This is a genomic window from Burkholderia sp. A2 (assembly GCF_001729305.1).
Lineage (GTDB): Bacteria > Pseudomonadota > Gammaproteobacteria > Burkholderiales > Burkholderiaceae > Burkholderia > Burkholderia sola.
Window position 1 is genome coordinate 13,047 of sequence record NZ_LZXX01000105.1, and the last position, 15,757, is coordinate 28,803.

15 protein-coding genes are annotated in these 15,757 nt (G+C 66.3%); 4 read left to right on the forward strand and 11 right to left on the reverse strand.

All coding sequences use genetic code 11. From position 1 onward, the window contains the following. Positions 1-1,426 precede the first annotated feature (1,426 nt). Both A9Z05_RS20570 and A9Z05_RS20575 read right to left on the reverse strand, forming a co-directional pair. The gene (locus A9Z05_RS20570; protein ID WP_069619694.1) at positions 1,427-2,443 is read right to left on the reverse strand and encodes an AraC family transcriptional regulator; all 1,017 of its coding nucleotides are present in this window, start codon (positions 2,441-2,443) and stop codon (positions 1,427-1,429) included. Positions 2,444-2,571: 128 nt separating this feature from the next. After that, positions 2,572-3,696, reverse strand: a complete 1,125-nt coding sequence (locus A9Z05_RS20575) for an MBL fold metallo-hydrolase (protein ID WP_069619695.1) — start codon at positions 3,694-3,696, stop codon at positions 2,572-2,574. 83 nt (positions 3,697-3,779) lie between these two features. On the opposite strand from A9Z05_RS20575, the gene A9Z05_RS20580 reads away from it, so the two are divergent. Together A9Z05_RS20580 and A9Z05_RS20585 are read left to right on the forward strand one after the other, a co-directional pair. Beyond that, positions 3,780-4,433, forward strand: coding sequence for a TetR/AcrR family transcriptional regulator (locus A9Z05_RS20580; protein WP_069619696.1), 654 nt, complete (start codon positions 3,780-3,782; stop codon positions 4,431-4,433). 166 nt (positions 4,434-4,599) lie between these two features. Continuing rightward, positions 4,600-5,091, forward strand: a complete 492-nt coding sequence (locus tag A9Z05_RS20585) for a flavodoxin family protein (RefSeq protein ID WP_069619697.1) — start codon at positions 4,600-4,602, stop codon at positions 5,089-5,091. Between the two features lie 107 nt (positions 5,092-5,198). Here A9Z05_RS20585 and A9Z05_RS20590 read toward each other — a convergent pair whose 3' ends face one another. Further along, positions 5,199-5,783, reverse strand: a complete 585-nt coding sequence (locus tag A9Z05_RS20590; RefSeq protein ID WP_069619698.1) for a DUF2889 domain-containing protein — start codon at positions 5,781-5,783, stop codon at positions 5,199-5,201. 640 nt (positions 5,784-6,423) lie between these two features. Here A9Z05_RS20590 and A9Z05_RS20595 point away from each other — a divergent pair. Both A9Z05_RS20595 and A9Z05_RS20600 read left to right on the forward strand, forming a co-directional pair. Continuing rightward, the gene (locus tag A9Z05_RS20595) at positions 6,424-7,098 is read left to right on the forward strand and encodes a ProQ/FinO family protein (protein ID WP_069619699.1); all 675 of its coding nucleotides are present in this window, start codon (positions 6,424-6,426) and stop codon (positions 7,096-7,098) included. Positions 7,099-7,571: 473 nt separating this feature from the next. Continuing rightward, the gene (locus A9Z05_RS20600; RefSeq protein ID WP_069619700.1) at positions 7,572-8,633 is read left to right on the forward strand and encodes a DMT family transporter; all 1,062 of its coding nucleotides are present in this window, start codon (positions 7,572-7,574) and stop codon (positions 8,631-8,633) included. Positions 8,634-8,815: 182 nt separating this feature from the next. Here A9Z05_RS20600 and A9Z05_RS37925 read toward each other — a convergent pair whose 3' ends face one another. The 8 genes from A9Z05_RS37925 to A9Z05_RS20635 all read right to left on the reverse strand — a co-directional run bounded on the left by A9Z05_RS37925 (position 8,816) and on the right by A9Z05_RS20635 (position 15,557). Beyond that, complete coding sequence (locus tag A9Z05_RS37925; RefSeq protein WP_256122046.1) at positions 8,816-8,974, reverse strand: hypothetical protein; 159 nt, start codon at positions 8,972-8,974, stop codon at positions 8,816-8,818. Between the two features lie 5 nt (positions 8,975-8,979). Further along, on the reverse strand, positions 8,980-9,570 hold the full coding sequence (locus tag A9Z05_RS20605) for a nitrogen fixation protein NifQ (protein ID WP_069619701.1): 591 nt from the start codon (positions 9,568-9,570) through the stop codon (positions 8,980-8,982). 75 nt (positions 9,571-9,645) lie between these two features. Continuing rightward, positions 9,646-10,071, reverse strand: coding sequence for a molybdopterin-binding protein (locus A9Z05_RS20610; protein ID WP_069619702.1), 426 nt, complete (start codon positions 10,069-10,071; stop codon positions 9,646-9,648). A 167-nt stretch (positions 10,072-10,238) separates the two neighbouring features. Continuing rightward, positions 10,239-11,735, reverse strand: coding sequence for an efflux transporter outer membrane subunit (locus A9Z05_RS20615; RefSeq protein ID WP_069619703.1), 1,497 nt, complete (start codon positions 11,733-11,735; stop codon positions 10,239-10,241). Beyond that, positions 11,732-12,709, reverse strand: coding sequence for an HlyD family secretion protein (locus tag A9Z05_RS20620; protein WP_069619704.1), 978 nt, complete (start codon positions 12,707-12,709; stop codon positions 11,732-11,734). The genes A9Z05_RS20615 and A9Z05_RS20620 overlap by 4 nt, the downstream gene beginning before the upstream one ends. Before the next feature lies 1 nt (position 12,710). Next, a complete protein-coding gene (locus A9Z05_RS20625) occupies positions 12,711-12,923 on the reverse strand; it encodes a DUF1656 domain-containing protein (RefSeq protein ID WP_006481008.1) in 213 nt (70 codons plus the stop codon). Positions 12,924-12,957: 34 nt separating this feature from the next. Then, a complete protein-coding gene (locus A9Z05_RS20630; RefSeq protein ID WP_069619705.1) occupies positions 12,958-15,081 on the reverse strand; it encodes an FUSC family protein in 2,124 nt (707 codons plus the stop codon). Then, the gene (locus A9Z05_RS20635; RefSeq protein ID WP_069619706.1) at positions 15,078-15,557 is read right to left on the reverse strand and encodes a MarR family winged helix-turn-helix transcriptional regulator; all 480 of its coding nucleotides are present in this window, start codon (positions 15,555-15,557) and stop codon (positions 15,078-15,080) included. The genes A9Z05_RS20630 and A9Z05_RS20635 overlap by 4 nt, the downstream gene beginning before the upstream one ends. Positions 15,558-15,757: the final 200 nt, after the last annotated feature.

Genomic DNA, 15,757 nt, shown 5'->3' on the forward strand with positions numbered 1-15,757 from the left:
GAAGTAACCCGACCGCCTTTGGTTTCCATAACGAGATCTTTAGCAGAGACTTGGCGTTTCGTCGTGCGCACACCTCATCCGAAATCCGGTACGAATCCATGGCGGTGATGGTGTCGGTCGCCTGAAGCAGACGGTTGTCACGTGACAAAATCGTTGGATTCCCGATTTCTCCCGGGCCGACGCCCGCAGGAAATCTTCGATTCGCTTGCGACTGGGGCTCAGGAGAAATCTCTTCGCTTCAATTCCCTAGGTCGCACCGCCCATGACCATGTACGCCTATTCGGCAATGAGGTGGAGTTGTCACGTGACAAATGGATTCAAGCATGAGTAGTAACAGCGACTTCGCGATCGTCAAGGGACGTCGTGGTGGGCCGGCGCTCGCGGCGTAGGTGGCATGTTGCTCGGAAGAAAAGGTATCACCGATACCGAGAGCGTTGGTCCACCCGGCTCCTCGGTGATCGACAGGCGAGTTGTCACGTGACAACAGGAAGCCGATGTCTGGAAGCTCGGCAGCGCGAGGCTATATAAAAAATGGAACGTCCCACGGGGTGTTGCCGCGGAACGCCGGGTAGTGAGGTCCGGACATCGTCGGGAGTGTTCCCCCATCGTTGCGCGTACGCTCACGCGCTGAGGCTATGCTGCTGAGCGCTTGCGGAGACATGCCCCAAATGCGATATCGTGAGATCATTGATATGTCCCCATTTAATGAGGGTGAAGTCGGGTGTTCCCACTCGTTTCAGTTAGCAGGGGCAGGGCGGCCCTCTAGCGGCACATATCAACTCTCCCGAACTGGAAAAGGCTCGACATGCGCGGGAACCCCGCATATTGACGGCAATGGGCGGGGATTCCGCATGCCAGCGGCATGTGACAACCAAAAACGGGCGGGTCGTGAAACATTCGCCCAAAATCGAAGCTTGCCGGAAATCCTTGTCTGGCAATGGGTTGCGCCATATTCTTCATCCTGTTTCACGCAAAATGCGCCCGATCAGGCTCAGAAATGGGGGCGTATACTATTTCAGTTCACCGACGGTGCGGAATGCGGCAATCCCAGAGGGAATTGTCTCAATTGATACGTAATTTGTAGTTTATGAAATGATTTCGGTGGGCGCTCCCGGAGGTCGTCGACGTGTCGGAGGGACAGTCCATCGCTGAGTCACCTCGAGCCACCAATTCAGCACAAGCTAGGCCGATATTGAGCGCCAGTTGTCACGTGACAACGCATGCGCCACGCCTCCGATTCGTGAAATCGCGGAGTATGGACAGAAGAAGGCTGCCGGGAATGGGCGGGAAGGCCTCTGGAGCACGGCCGGTACAATGTTGTCTTCGGGAGGGAACGCGAATCCCCTTGACCTGCCTGCGAAAATCCAGCCCCGCACTTTGCGGATCCCGTCAAAGCCTGTACAGCGTCACTGTCCGTCGATCGCGATCAATAACTCGCCACGATCGACAGAGCGACGTCCGCGCCACCCCGCAGGCTATCGATATCCCTTCGCGGAGAATTACCGAACAGCCGACTATATTCCCGGTTGAACTGGGTCGGGCTCGCATACCCGACCCTGAACGCCGCCGACGCAGCGTCGAGGCGCTCCGTCAGCATCAGGCGCCGCGCCTCGTTGAGCCGTATCCATTTCTGATATTGCAACGGACTCATGCCGGTGAGCTGACGGAAGTGGTGATGGAAGGTTGAACTGCTCATCTGAACCTGCGCCGCGAGATCATCGACGCGCAACGACTCGTCGTAGTGGGCGCGCAACCACCGGATCGCGCGCGACACGCGGTTGCACTGACTGCCGGTAGACGCAATCTGGCGCAGGCGGGCGCCCTGGTCGCTCGTCAGCAGCCGATAGTAGATTTCCCGCTCGATGTACGGGGCGAGAACGGCAATCGCGTTCGGGTCGTCCAGCAGCGCGAGTAACCGGTTCAGCGCGTCGTACAGCGGTTCCGTCATGTCGCCGACGACGAGTCCGCGGCCTGCCGGCGCCTCGTCGTGATCCGGCGCGACTTGCACCATCAGTTCGGCCATGACGCGGAAATCGAGCTTGAGGCCGAGCCCGAGAAACGGTTTGTCGGGACTTGCCTCGATGATCTGCGTCGAACCGGGCAGATCGAGCGACGTAATCAGAAAGCGGTCGACGTCGTAGATGTAAGCATCCCCGCTCTGCATGACCCGCTTCGCGCCCTGAACGACGAGACCGAAGCTCGGCTCGACCATGCATTCCATCGGTAGCGTGGGCGCTTCCCGTCGATGAAAGCTCAGGTTGGGAATGGCCGTATTGAGGTGATCGATGCCTTCGGTCCATCTCGCGACGCGCTCCACGAGTGTCTGTCGCAATTCATTCTCGCGGCTGCGGCGGGTCGAACGGTGGCCTGCCTGGTCGAATGCCGCGATGGCGACGTCATCGTCTCGTCGGCCGGGTATGTATCGGACGGGTACCGGATGCATGACTTCTCTACTCAGGTAATCGGATCGACAGGCAGGCCGTCGACGTGCAGGGGACGCCGGCAATACGCTCACTATCCGGAATCGCGGGACGGCCATCTTCCGGGAAGGCGCATGCAGCGACTGGCGGACTACTTCGTCGCCTGCGATGCGCAAAGCTGCCAGCGCCGCGATTTCGCCGCCGGCGCTGCCGCGCGCTCGTCGACCGCGTGCCACCAGCGCTCGCCACGATGCGGCGCGTCGAGATCGAGGCGTTCGCCCATCCTCGGTGTCGAGAGCTCGATGCCGCGTACGAGCGCCAATGCCGTGACACGCTCGAACGGCTCCTGCCAGCGATGCATGGCGAGGTCGAACGTGCCGTTGTGAATCGGGACCAGCCAGCGCCCACGCAAATCGATGTGCGCCTGAACGGTTTCTTCCGGTTGCATGTGCACGTACGGCCATTGAGCATCATAGGCGCCAGTTTCGATCAGCGTGACGTCGAACGGCCCGAGGCGCTCGCCAATCTCCCGGAAGCCGTCGAAATAGCCCGTATCGCCACTGAAGAACAGGCGCAGGTCGTCGTCGACGATCACCCACGATGCCCACAGCGTACTGTTGCCGTCGAACAGGCTACGCCCTGAGAAGTGTTGTGCGGGCGTCGCCGTCAGCGTCAGCCCGGCCAAGTCCACGCTTTGCCACCAGTCGAGCTGGCGGACCTTGTCCGCATCGATCCCCCATTCGATCAGCCGATCGCCGACGCCCAGCGTCGTCACGAACACGCCGGTGGTGGCGGCCAGCGCGAGCACCGTGTCGCGATCGAGGTGATCGTAATGATCGTGCGACAGGATTACGCCGCGCAGCGGCGGAAGATCTTTCAGCGCAATCGGCGGAGCATGAAAGCGCTTGGGGCCGATGCGCCGGAACGGCGACGCGCGCTCGGCAAACACCGGATCGGTCAACCAGAATTCGCCGCGCAGCTTCAGCAACAGCGTCGAATGCCCGAGCCGGTACAGGCTGCGATCGGGCGCCGCGTCGAGTTCATCGCGGGTCAGCGATTCGACGGGAAGCGCGCCGGCCGGCACGGTATGACGCGGCTTGTTGACCAGCATGTTCCAAGCAATGCCCAGCGTCTTGCCCAATCCTTCGGCGGGCCGCGGCGCGACATTGGCAAAGCGCTCGCCATTGTGCTGCGGCGAACTGCCGGACAGCGTCCGGCCGCGACGGGCGGCCGCAAAGCCAAGAATGCGATGAATCAAAACGAGAGGCGATGCCATGTCGGTTCGTCCGAAAAATAAAGTACACTAAACAGTGTAGTTTATTTTTGGGATAAGTAAACTGCCCGGTGTAAAATTTCTGAATGGATACCAGCACTCCTCCTCAGCGCCTCACTGACCGAAAGCGCGCGGCCATCGTCGATGCGGCAATCGAGGAATTTCTCGCGGCCGGCTACGATGCGACGAGCATGGATCGCATCGCCGCGCGGGCGGGCGTGTCGAAGCGAACCGTCTACAACCATTTCCCGGGGAAGGAGACGCTGTTCGCCGCGATCCTGAACAAGCTGTGGGATGCGACCCGAACCGGCAACTCGCCGACCTATCGCGCCGAGGTGCCGCTGCGCGAGCAACTGCTCGCGCTGCTCGACCGCAAATTGCGATTGATGAACGACGACGCGTTTCTCGCACTGGCGCGCGTCGCGATCGGCGCGGCCATCCACTCGCCGGAACGAGCGCGCGACATGGTCGAACGTCTCGGCGAGCGTGAGGAAGACGTCACGGTCTGGGTGCGTGCGGCTGCGGCGGCCGGCCGTCTGGCGGTTACCGATCCGGTGTTCGCCGCGCACCAGTTGCATGGCGCCGTGAAGGCATTCGCATTCTGGCCGCAGATCACGATGGGCCAGCCGCCGCTGACGGCGCAGGAGCAGCAAAAAGTGGCGGAATCGGCCGCCGACATGTTCCTCGCGTACTACGCGCGACCGGACGACGGCGCCGCGTCGCATCGCACGCAGGACTGACCGCGCATCCGCAAGCGTGGGCCGATCGAAATCGTTGCGATGCGCGCAACCTACCGATCCGGAGAAAACGAACGCACAATCGCACCTACCCGCGTCGACCGGCCCGCCGGCCCAAACCCGGCGATACCGTCCGCGCACCCCCGAAGCCGACTGCGAGCAACGACCCATGAAGACGCTGTTGATCGTCTATCACACGATGACCGGAGGCACGCAGCAGATGGCCGAAGCGGCTGCCGGTGCGGCTCGCGAGCAGCCCGGCGTCGAGGTCAGGTTGCAGCGCGCGGACGCGACGAGCGCCGACGACGTGCTGGCAGCCGACGCGTACCTGTTCGCGACGCCGGAGAATCTTGCGGCGATGTCCGGGTTGATGAAGGATTTCTTCGATCGCTGCTACTACGCGGCGCTCGATCGCGTGAACGGCCGTCCGTATGCGGCGATGGTCTGCGCGGGCAGCGACGGACAGAACGCATTGCGGCAGATCGACCGGATCGCGACCGGATGGCGGCTGAAGAACGTCGCGCCCGGGTTGATCGTCTGCACGCATGCGCAGACTCAGGAACGTATTCTCGCGGCGAAGACGATCGACGGTGACGCGCTCGCGCGCTGCGCCGAACTGGGTGCGGGGCTTGCCGCGGGGCTGGCACTGGGCGTGTTCTGAGGACGGAGCCGGGGGCGCCGATCTGACGAAGCGATACAGGCGGGATCTGCGGCCGTTCGCGCAATACCGATTTCGCAAACAACGCCGAACCGCCGAGGGCCGGGGCTTCAGTTGCCCTTTGCAGTGCCCGACGGCCGGTAGTATTCGGGCCAAAGACGTTTCACGAGATCGCGCGATGCGCCGTATGCATAGCAACTGTCGATCTTGAGCGGCTTGCCTTCACTGTCTCGGTAATCGAGCGACGATCGCCGCATGCCGACCATCGTCTGATAGGCCGTCGTGGCGATCGGGCCGAGCAATTCCTTCAGGTGCGTGCACGTATCGCAAGACGGCAGGCGCTTGCGCACCTCGCTGTTCCAGCCCGTGCCGATATTCAACCCGACGAGCGCCTGCAGCGAGTCGCCGCCGCCCGGACATTGCGCATACGGATGCGAACGGATGAACGTGGATACGGCGCGCACGACCATGTCGACGTCGAAGACTAGCGTCACGCCGAGATCGTGGAGCGGGGTCAGCGCCGCGACCGTCCGTGCACCGCCGGGCGGCGTGAAATCGGTGGTCTTGCGGTCCGCGAGGCAGGCCGTTACTTCGAACAGGCCATCGCTGCGCCGATAGCCGCGCATGTCGATCTGCCGATGGTGGATCTCCTCGCGCGTAATGCCGTCGTGCGGGGTGTCGTCTTGGGAAACCATGCATCCGCTCCATCTCGTGTAACCGGGTCTTTTCGCAGGCAACGGGATCGCGCGCGCCGATCGGGCGTGCGGTGAAAAGCCGACGGGACGTGCTGCCAACGAAGTCGATTCGGCCATACTACGCACTTTCCGATATTTTCGTCCGCGACGCGATCGATGCGGACGCAACGAATCGGACGCCGATGCCGGCGCAAGCGAGGGTCGGGCGGGCGTGTCGTGCGACGTCGGGGGCACGCAACGCATCGCGGATGCGACACGACACTGTTCAACGGCTGTCGCGCGGAAGATGCGTATTCAGTTGAGCGTCCGCACAGCCGATTTCCGGCCGGGCCGCGAATGGCGTGACATCCGGAAACGTATCCATATAATGCGCAACACGACCACGCGGACGCATTTTCGGCGCCGCGGCTCGGGCAAATGCAGACCGGCGAGTCAACCGGCCGTCCCGCGTACCGGTATACTTCCACTCCTGTCTTGTCCGGCATCGAGGCCGGGTGCCTGAAAACAGAGTGGCGTGCGCGATGCGGCCCCGTCGTGTTCCGCACCGGCGGCAGGCCGGCCCCACGCATGGCGGCGATGCTTTTGTGCCGCGCGGCATGGCCGCACGAACCACACCTTATATTCCTGGTGGATTGAATTTATGGGTTTTGAACAACTTGCCGAATTGCGGGCGCAGCTCGCAGCGAAGGCCAAGCAGGAGCGCAACGCGAAGCGGCCGGCGGCGCCGACGGACGCCGGCGCGAAGCCGAAGTCCGGCGACCAGCCGTCCCGCGGCGCCAAGCCGGGCGCCGGCGCGAAGGCGCAGCATCGGGCGAAGCCTGCTTCGGCGAAGCCGTCGGCGCCGGTCGATCCGGTCATCGTCGCAATCGGCAAACTGCAGCGAAAGTTTCCGCGCGCGTTCCCGAAGAATCCGGCCCCTAAAGTGCCGCTCAAGGTTGGCATCTGGGACGATCTCGCACGCGAAGCGCAGGCCGTGGGCCTCAACGAAGCGGAACTGCGCGAAGCAATGTCGACGTGGTGCCGCGGCAATCGCTACTGGTCCTGCCTCGTCGAAGACGCGGTGCGCGTCGATCTGCAGGGCAACGAAGCCGGGCGCGTGACGCACGACGACGCGGCGCGTGCGCGCCGTCTGAAGGCTCGCCGCCCTGGCGGCAAGGGCGCGGCACAATCGGCCAAGGGTGCGCAGCAGCAGCCGAAGGCCGAGCAGCCGGCCGAGGCCGCTGCCGCACAGCAACCGGCGCAAGCCGAAGCGGAAGCGAAGGTGCAGACCGACGCCGCGCAGCAGGTCGAACAGCAAGCAGCCGGCAACGAGTGATCCGCACCGCGCGCCGCGCACCCGCTGCAAGCCGCGGCGACGCATGACACGACAGACCGACCTGCCTCGACAGAGGCAGGTCGGGACTGCCTCCACCGGCGCTGAATCGGCCGGTACATCTTCTCCCTGTCGAACAGACACAGCGACCGGACGACTCACATTCGTCGATCAGCCTCGGCATGCATGATGTTTCGACGGCTTCGTTTTCGTTCCAATGCTTCGTATTGCAGAATAATGAAGAGGCCCGCCCCGATAATTCGCGTTCCGAAATGACGAAGCGAAACGCGTCGACCGACACGCGAGCGATCCCGCTTGCTCGTCGCGACAAAAATGGCGAGCGATAATCACGACTGGATCATCAGCCCGCGGGCAAGCCGATTGTCGCGATACAACCAGTCTTTCGAAAAGTAAGGCAAGCCCCGGTTCGATCCAAAGCCACGCCCAGCGTCGTCAACGTCAATTCAACCCGGACCATGAACCCGAGACATTCCGCGATTTTCGTCGCGCTCGCCGCTGCCGCGCTGTTTGGCGCCGCGACACCGCTCGCCAAGGCGCTGATCGGCGCGATGTCGCCGTTCATGGTCGCCGGCCTTTTCTATCTCGGCAGTGGCATCGGGCTAGGCATCGGGATGCTGCTGCGCGGCTGGCACGGCCGTCGTGCACCGGCCGCGGACGCCGCGCCGTTGCAGCGCGCCGATCTGCCGTGGCTGGCCGGGACGATCGCGGCGGGCGGCGTGGCCGGCCCGGCTCTGTTGATGCTCGGGCTGTCGAGCACGCCGGCGGCCACGAGCGCGTTGCTCCTCAATCTCGAGGGCGTGCTGACGGCCGTGATCGCGTGGGTCGTGTTTCGCGAGAACGTGGATACGCAGGTATTTGTCGGCATGATGGCGATCGTCGCCGGCGGCGCGCTGTTGTCGTGGACACCGGGCCGGGCCGGCGTGCCGGTCGGTGCGCTGCTGATCGTCGGCGCATGCCTGTGCTGGGCGATCGACAACAACCTGACCCGCAAGGTGGCCGCCAACGACGCGATGGTGATCGCGTGCGTGAAAGGGCTGATCGCGGGGCCGGTGAACATCGGCATCGCGCTGGCGACCGGCGCGACGCCGCCTGCGATACCGGTCACGGCTGCGGCAATGCTGACGGGGCTCGGCGGCTACGGGATCAGCCTCGTGCTGTTCGTCGTCGCGCTGCGTCATCTCGGCAGCGCGCGCACCGGTGCGTACTTTTCGATTGCCCCGCTGTTCGGGGTCGTGCTGTCGCTGCTGATCTGGCCCGCGCTGCCGCCCGCGACGTTCTGGATCGCGACCGCGCTGATGGCGCTCGGCATCTGGCTGCACGTGCGCGAACGGCACGAACACACACATGCGCACGAGCGGCTCGAGCATACGCATCGGCATCGGCACGAGGACCATCACCAGCATGCGCACGACTTCCCGTATGACGGCGATGAACCGCACACGCATCCGCACGTGCATCTGCCGATCACGCATAGTCACGCGCATTTTCCGGATATTCATCACCGGCATCGACACTGACCGTGTCGTGAGCGACGGGCGCTGCGGATCGCGAGGTTCCCATTTATGGGAAGCGCGAGCGGCCGTTCATCGGTCCGCCGCCGCCGGTTGCCGGCATTCGCGTGCCGGAAGCCGCGCGTTGCCGCCTCGGGGTGTGACGCGCGGAACACGCGCGGGCAACCGGTCAGCGATTTGACGATCATTCAGCTGTTGCCGCGTGAGATGCGGGCTATCCGCGCTCTTTCGTCGAAGTGGGATGCGGCGTCGAAGTTGCGTAACGGCAGGTTCGCGCTTGCCATGCCGGTCAACGCGGCTTTTCCGGCTGACGATGCGACGAAACAGGCGGCGTCACGCGTCGCCATGGCAACTATCGCGCTCGAGGAAAGCAGAAACCGAAATCCTCGCAACCGGGGCATCCGGGCGCGGGCCCGGGCGGTACGCCGCGCGATGCGGCCACTTCCTGCGCGAGGAATTTCTTCCAGCGCAGATGAGCGATGTTGCGCGCGGCGAGCGCGGGGAAAAAGCGCTCGAGCATCGCGGATACCGCATCGCGCCCGTCGAGCCCGAGGTCGCGCCACAGATGGTCGGGGCGCAGGCACGCATGCGCGATGATCGACGCAAGGCAGTCGGCATCGTCGCGGGCGACGTCGGGATTCGCGTCGTCCATCAGCCGTGCATGCAGCGTCGCAACGAATGCCGAGTGAGTGGCGGACAACGGCGACGGCGCGGCCGTCGGCACGAGTGCGGCGGCATCGACTGATCGCAGGTGCGGAAACTGCCGGGCCAGCAGGCCGGCGAACTGGCCGGGCAACAAGCCGAGCAGCGACAGTTCGTTGCGGCACGCGCGTGCCGTCACGAGCGCACCGAACAGCCGTGCATCGGGCGCGTCGGCGTGGGCCGCAGCGGCTTGCAGCGACTGCAACGCCCGTTCATGCGTGCGATCGGCCGGAGCGATCATCGCGTCGCTCCTGACGAGAACCGGGTCGCACGCATGCGCGGCGTCCAATGAATCGCCGTCGCGATCGTCACGCGATCACTCGACGCCGACGATCACGCTCGATGCCTTGAAGATCGCGGCTGCGGCGGTGCCGCTCGCGAGCCCGAGACGATCGACGCTGTCGTTGGTGACGATCGCGATGATTTCGGCACCGCCCGCGGCCTTGATCACGACCTCCGAATTGACCGCGCCCTTCGCGACCGACACGACGGTGCCCGCGACGCAGTTGCGGGCCGATACCTTGCTGCTGTCGACGTCGACCATCACGATCACCGACGACGCCTTGACGAGCGCGAATGCCTTCGTGCCGGCCGCGAGGCCGAGCGACGCTGCGCTGCCGTGGGTGATCACGGCGACGATCTCGAGGCCGTCCTGCGTGCGCAGCGTGATTTCGTCGTTGACGGCACCGGGCTTGACGGCGCTGATCTCGCCGGCAAATTGGTTGCGGGCGCTCGTTCGCATGATGACTCTCCGGGTAGGTGCCGCGGCCGGGCCGGCCGCGGTAGCGGGTGACTGGAAATGCATCGGCCAGTGTACCGTCAACTCCGCCCCTGCGAATGCTGCGCGTGAATCAGTAAAACCGGTCGCCGCGGGGTGTTTCGTCACGCAGGCGACATATGCCGATGTCGCTACGGCGCCGACGGGCCGGCCGCAGGTGCGGTGGCCGCAGAGCCGGCGTCCACGGCGGCCGTTGCGCCGTCGCCGTCCCATCCGCCGCCGAGCGCGAGGAAGAGCCGCACCTGGTCGGCCGCGACCTGACCCTCGGCCGCCGCGACCTGCGCCCGCACGCTCGTCAATGTGCGCGTCGCATCGAGATCGGCGATGAACGATTCCCGGCCGGCCGCATAGAGACGATGCGTTTCGGCGGCGGAGTTGCGGGCCGATTCGTACGCGGTGCGCAGCGCATCCGTGCGCTGCACGTCGGCCGCGTAGGTCGCGAGGCTCGACTGCGTTTCGCGCAGCGCATTCAGCACGACGCCGTCGAAGTGCGCGAGCGCGCCGCCGGTTGCGGCTTCGGCTTCGCGTACGCGCGCACGCTGGCCGTTGACGGGGAACGACCAGCTGATCAGCGGGCCGAACGACCAGCGATTCGTGGTGGACGAGAACAGGTCGGCGGCGACGCCGACCGAGCCGGCCGACGCACCGATGCTGACCGACGGGTACAGCGCGGCGGTCGCCACACCGATCCGCGCGGTCGCGGCGGCGAGCTGCCGCTCGGCTTCGCGCACGTCGGGCCGGCGGCGCAGCAGCGCGGCGCCGTCGCCGATCGGAATCGGTTGACGCAGCTTCGGCAGGCGTTCGCATTCGGCGGCGGCTTTCGGCAGGTCGGCCGGGGCGCGCGCGAGCAGCGCGGCGAGCTGGTACTGCGCGATCTTGCGGCGGCCTTCGAAGCGCGGAATGTCGGCGGAGAGCGTGCGCACCTGCGTTACGCCGCGCGTCACGTCGGTCTGGTTGCCGCGCCCGGCATCGCGCAGCCGCTGCGACAACGCGACGCGCTGCTGCTGCAGCGCGAGCGACTGCTTCGCGATCGCCAGTTCGTCGCCGGCCGAGCACGCTTCGACGTATGCACGCACGACGTCGGCCACGACCGTGATGCGCGCGAGATCGCCGGCCGCCTTGACGGCCTCGCTGTCCGCGCGCGCGGCTTCGACGCCGCGCCGCAGCTTGCCGAACAGATCGAGTTCGTACGACACGTTGATGCCGACCGCCCCTTCGTTGACGACCGGCAGCTTGTTTTCGAGCAGGTATTGCTCGGCGGATTCCTGCGCGCGCTGCACGGCCGCTTCCGCTTTGCCCGAAAAGCCACCCTGTTCGTTCGCGACCACCAGCGCCGCGCGCGAGCGCGCGAGGTTCGCCGCGGCGACGCGCAGGTCGGTGTTCGACTTCAGCGCATCGCGCACGAGAGCGTCGAGTACCGGGTCGTCGTACAGCTGCCACCAGTTGCCGGGCACCGCGTCGCGCGACACCAGCGCGCCGTTCGCATCGTCGAGCGCATGGTTCGCGAGTGGTGCGTTGACGTACGCCTGTTGCGGCAGCGTGTAGTTGGGGCCGACCGACTTGCACGCACCGAGTGCGAGCGCGAGCGGGGCGAGCGTCGCCGCGACGCGCAGACCGTGTCGCTTCATTGCGATGCTCCCGCGGCGCTGGCGGCCGTACCTGACGTAGCCGAAACCGGCGCGGCCGCCGACGCGGTGCCGGCGCCTGCCGGTTTCGCGTCGTCGTTGCGACGCGCGTCGGCGCCGCGCATCGACACGGTCGCGGTACGGCCCGCGATCATCCGGAAATCGTCAGGCACCTCGTCGAGCACGACGCGCACCGGCACGCGCTGCGCGAGCCGCACCCAGCTGAACGCCGGGTTCACGTTCGGCAGCAGGTTTGCGCCCTGCGTGCGGTCGCGATCCTCGATCGCGGCGACGATGCTCTGCACGTGGCCGCGCAGCGCATGCGGCTCGCCCATCACGATGATGTCGACCGGCTGGCCGATATGGATGCCGCGCAGCTTGGTTTCCTCGAAGTAGCCGTCGACGCGGAACGAGTTGCGGTCGACGACCGACAGCACCGCGCGGCCGGCCGGCACGTATTCGCCGACGCGCGGTGCGCGGTCGTTCAGGTAGCCGTCCACGGGACTGACGATCGTCGTGCGCTGCAGGTTCAGCTTCGCGGTGTCGAGCGACACCTGCGCATCGGCGACGCTGGCTTCGCCCTGCTCGACGCGCGTGCGGCTTTCCTCGACCTGTTCGCTCGCGACCAGGTTGCCGAGTTGCAGGTTGCGCGCGTATTCGCGCTTCGCCTGCGCCAGCGTCGCACGGCGCTGCGCGAGCGTCGCTTCGGCGAGCCGTTCCGCGAGCGCGTAGCGCGCCTGGTCGATCACGAACAGCACCTGACCACGCTTGACCGCCTGGTTGTCGGCGACCTGCACCGAGGTGATGAGGCCCGACACGTCCGGCGCGACCTGGATCACGTCGGCGCGCACGTGCCCGTCGCGCGTCCACGGCGAGAACATGTAGTAGTTGATGATGCGCCACAGCACGAGGCCGGCCACGACGACGACGATCAGGGTGAGCAGGACTTGCCCTGCCGAGAGCCAGGTTTTTTTCACGTTAGGTAGCCACGAGTTGGTGGGACACGATCACGACGGCGGCCAGCACGAACACGTAGATGCCGAGGTCGAAGATCGAACGGTGCCAGACGAGGCGGTAGAAGCCGACGCGTTCGAGCACCGCGCGCACGACGATGTTGATCAGGTACGCGATCAGCATCAGCACGAGCGGGGCCGGCACGAACACGCCGAAGATATCGATTTCGCCGATCATGGTCGCGCTCGGAAGGACAAAGTGGAAAGCAGGCTCATGCGCGTGCTCCGTCCGGCGCCTGTGGCGCTTGCGCAGCCGCGGCCGGATACAGCGACAGGCGCATGCCGACGAGCGCATGCAGCGTGTCGCGCAGGCGGCGGTGCGTGGCCGGTACCGCGGGCGTGGGCACGCCGTCGGCCTGCGCGGCGCCCGGCAGGTTGCGGCTGGCCACGCGCTGCAGCGCGTCGTCGATCGTCGCGAGCAGCTCGGGCGGCACGGGCTGGCGCGCGTTCGCGGCCGCGCAGCGCGCGTAGTGATCGGTGACGCCGGCCAGCACGCGATCGATCGCGTCGGGCACGTCGCCCGACAGCCTGCGACGCGAGCGGCGCAGATCGAGCGCGTTCAGCGCGATGCGCAGGTCGCGGAAGCTCTCGATCGACGGGTGGCGGTGGTCGTCGGACGCGCCGAGGCGCGGCAGCAGCTGCGTGACGCGATCGAGCATCCGCGATGCGTGGTTGCGCTGATCGTCGAGCGGTTGCGTCGACGCGGAGCGCGCGACGTCCTCCCAGCCCGAGCGCAGCAGGCGCCGCACCGCGAGCTCCGCGCCGAACGGCCGCGTCGCGCGTGTCCACACGTACGCGAACAGCAGCCCGGCGACACCCGCGAGGTTGCTGTTCAGGAACACGAAGAAATCGGCTTCGTACGCGCTCTGGATGCTGATGAAGGTGGCCGTGTTCACCGCGACGAGCATCGTCACCATGTTGAACTGCGGGCGGGGCAGCAGCGTGCCGATCAGGATGAACGGGCCCGCGAACATCAGCACGAGCATCGCGAAATCGTGTACGTGCGGCAGCACGACGAACAGGTACAGGCCGGCGAACACGACGCTCGCGGCGGTCGACAGGAAGAACTTGAACACCAGCGGCGCGGGCTCGTCGAGCGCGGCGAAGAAGCTGCACGACACGGCCACGAGCGTGACGGCGGCCGCGCCGTCGTGCCAGCCGGACGAGATCCACAGCCAGCACGCGAACACGATCGCGAACACGACGGTCAGAGTCGAGAACAGCATCATCCCGCGGTCGAAGAAGCGCTCGGTGCCGCCGAGCCGCCAGTGCCGGTAGCGCGGCTGCCACACGCCGGACTCGTTCGCGATCAGCGCGCGCAGCGAGCGGCAGTCCTGCCAGATGTCGATGACCTGGCGCAGCCGCCACAGCGCATTCGAGAGCAACGCGCCGTCCCAGCTCGCCAGCGCGCTGTCGGGCGGCTGCAGCGCGGCGATGCGCTCGCGCAGGTCGTCCGCGACAGGATCGTGCGCCATGTCGCCGTCGGAGCCGGTCTTCACGGCCGGCAGTGGCGCGTCGAACCATTTCGCGGCGTCGGCCAGCAGCGCGTCGAGCGCGGGCGGCCGCACGTGCAGGTCGCGCATCAGCGCGATCAGCGGATCGGCGAGCGACGACATCAGCGGCAGGAACAGTTGCATCCGACCGGCGAGCGCCTGCGCGCGCGCGAGGATACGCGGATGCGCATGGTCGTAGCCCAGCTGGCTCAGCAGGAATTCGAGGCCGGTGATCGTCGCGGCGAGCCGCTGCCGGCATGCGGACAGCGCCTTGCCGGCCAGGTGCCCGGACAGCGTTTCTCGGCCGTAGAACGCGGCGTCCTTGAACCACGCGTCGGTGCGCTCGATCAGCGTCGGCGCGAGCCGGTTCGGGAACACGGCGCTGCCCACCACGCTCGCGCACACGATGCCGAGCACGATTTCCTCGGTGCGCGCGATCGCGACGTCGAATATCGTGGACGGATCGGTGACGGTCGGCAGCGCGACCAGCGGCATCGTATAGCCGGCGAGCATGAAGACGTAGCTGCGCGCGGTGCGGTCGGAGATCGCGAGGTACAGCAGCGTGCCGCACCAGGTCGCGACGATGATGCTGAACAGGAGCGGCGTCTCGACGAACGGCGGCACGAAGAAGATCGCGGCGGCCGCGCCGAGCGCGGTGCCGAGCGCGCGGTACAGCGCCTTCGAGCGCGTCGCGCCGACGAACGGGTTCGACACGATGTAGACGCTCGCCATCGCCCAGTACGGGCGCGGCAACTGGAAATACAGGCCGAGGTACAGCGCCAGCATCGACGCGGCGAACGTCTTGCCCGAGAACAGCCAGTCGCGAAGGCTCGGATAGGTCATGACGCGGAATCGGCGGGGCGGGACGGGTGCGACGCCGGAGGATGCGGATCGGCTGCGTTGAACGCGTTCAGCACGCGCAGCGTCGCTTCGAGATCGGCGCGCGACACGCCCTTGAGCACCTGGGCGCGCAGCGCGCGCAGGTCTTCCTCCATCTTTGCGGTGACCGCGCGGCCGGCGGCCGTCAGCGAGATCGTCTTCGCGCGGCGATCGTGCGGATCCTCGTCGCGGCGCGCCAGGCCGGCCGCGCACAGCTGGTCGAGCAGGCGCACGAGCGACGGCCCTTCGATGCCCACGTGCTCGGCGAGCGTGCCTTGCCGCACGCCTTCGCCGAGGCGCCCGGCGATCAGCAGCGGCGTCGCGCAGGCTTCGGATACGTTGTATGCGGTCAGCGCGCCGTCGCTGGTGCGGCGCCACTTGCGCGCGGTGAGCACGAGCAGGCTGCTGACGGCGAGGCGGAGGTCGTGCAGATTGGTCATGGGCGAGATGATAGGGGCAAAAACATTCGATAGCAAACTATCGTTTTCTTTACCCGGACGGCACGTCCCAAGAGGCGCGGCGGCTATATTGGATCGTCGGACGACCACTGTCCGGCCACACGAGCACGACCGCACATGTAAAGCAAATTCCAAGCCCGCGCGTCGCACGCTGCGCGGGTAGGCAGTCCGCGACTTTCGAT

Bases quoted from the DNA above. Each gene is read 5' to 3' on its own strand.
- A9Z05_RS20570 (WP_069619694.1), bottom strand. From the start codon at position 2,443: ATGCATCCGGTACCCGTCCGATACATACCCGGCCGACGAGACGATGAC.
- A9Z05_RS20575 (WP_069619695.1), bottom strand. From the start codon at position 3,696: ATGGCATCGCCTCTCGTTTTGATTCATCGCATTCTTGGCTTTGCGGCC.
- A9Z05_RS20580 (WP_069619696.1), top strand. From the start codon at position 3,780: ATGGATACCAGCACTCCTCCTCAGCGCCTCACTGACCGAAAGCGCGCG.
- A9Z05_RS20585 (WP_069619697.1), top strand. From the start codon at position 4,600: ATGAAGACGCTGTTGATCGTCTATCACACGATGACCGGAGGCACGCAG.
- A9Z05_RS20590 (WP_069619698.1), bottom strand. From the start codon at position 5,783: ATGGTTTCCCAAGACGACACCCCGCACGACGGCATTACGCGCGAGGAG.
- A9Z05_RS20595 (WP_069619699.1), top strand. From the start codon at position 6,424: ATGGGTTTTGAACAACTTGCCGAATTGCGGGCGCAGCTCGCAGCGAAG.
- A9Z05_RS20600 (WP_069619700.1), top strand. From the start codon at position 7,572: ATGAACCCGAGACATTCCGCGATTTTCGTCGCGCTCGCCGCTGCCGCG.
- A9Z05_RS37925 (WP_256122046.1), bottom strand. From the start codon at position 8,974: ATGGCGACGCGTGACGCCGCCTGTTTCGTCGCATCGTCAGCCGGAAAA.
- A9Z05_RS20605 (WP_069619701.1), bottom strand. From the start codon at position 9,570: ATGATCGCTCCGGCCGATCGCACGCATGAACGGGCGTTGCAGTCGCTG.
- A9Z05_RS20610 (WP_069619702.1), bottom strand. From the start codon at position 10,071: ATGCGAACGAGCGCCCGCAACCAATTTGCCGGCGAGATCAGCGCCGTC.
- A9Z05_RS20615 (WP_069619703.1), bottom strand. From the start codon at position 11,735: ATGAAGCGACACGGTCTGCGCGTCGCGGCGACGCTCGCCCCGCTCGCG.
- A9Z05_RS20625 (WP_006481008.1), bottom strand. From the start codon at position 12,923: ATGATCGGCGAAATCGATATCTTCGGCGTGTTCGTGCCGGCCCCGCTC.
- A9Z05_RS20630 (WP_069619705.1), bottom strand. From the start codon at position 15,081: ATGACCTATCCGAGCCTTCGCGACTGGCTGTTCTCGGGCAAGACGTTC.
- A9Z05_RS20635 (WP_069619706.1), bottom strand. From the start codon at position 15,557: ATGACCAATCTGCACGACCTCCGCCTCGCCGTCAGCAGCCTGCTCGTG.